This is a genomic window from Pseudoalteromonas sp. Z9A5 (genome assembly GCF_011378875.1).
In the GTDB taxonomy this organism is placed as follows: domain Bacteria; phylum Pseudomonadota; class Gammaproteobacteria; order Enterobacterales; family Alteromonadaceae; genus Pseudoalteromonas.
The window spans coordinates 1-757 of record NZ_WTLC01000119.1; the positions used below are offsets into that span (position 1 = coordinate 1).

A 757-nucleotide genomic window follows, 5' to 3' on the forward strand; every position below is an offset into this window, starting at 1 on the left:
AGGTATAATTGAATTCGCTAAAAAACGTTACACCGAACCCTCATGCCAAGATTAATGTTAACAGACGCGACATGGAATGTCTTATCAAAAGTAATGCACTTAAGTGGTCGAATTTATAATAAGCCTGAGCATAGAAAAACGCTCGAAGGCATACTCTATAAGATGCGTACCGGTATTCCTTGGCGAGATTTACCGTCTTATTTCGGCTCGTGGAGTGCTATCTATAGACGATTTAATTTATGGTCCAAAAAAGATATTTTGAATGAATTATTTCGTGTGTTATCCCACTATGCTGATATGGATTGGATCTTTATTGATGGCAGTATTGTCAGGGCTCACCAGCATAGTTGCGGTGCAAGAACCGCTGGCAATGAATCAATCGGTAAGAGTCGAGGTGGCAATTCGACTAAAATTCATCTTGCAGTAGATAGCGGAGGATTGCCTGTTTATTATGAATTATCCTGTGGAAATACGCATGATATCGTCCATGCAGAGTCACTTGTAGACAATTGCCCAACGAGTAATGTGGTTGTCGCAGATAAAGGCTACGATAGTGAAAAACTAAGAGAGTTTATTCGTGATAATAGCGCTACACCCGTTATTCCACGCAAGGATAACAGTTTAGTGGGTAATGAAGATATTGACTGGTGCATGTACAAATATAGGCACTTAGTTGAGAATGCCTTTGGTCGGATCAAACAATATAGAGGGATAGCTACAAGGTATGAAAAGCTTGAACGGAATTATCATTCCATGC

General features: G+C 39.9%; 1 protein-coding gene. It reads left to right on the forward strand.

All coding sequences use genetic code 11. The annotated features are described in order from the left end of the window. Positions 1–42: 42 nt before the first annotated feature. The coding region (locus tag GQR56_RS21285; protein WP_166115379.1) for an IS5 family transposase at positions 43–757 on the forward strand (715 nt) is incomplete at its 3' end.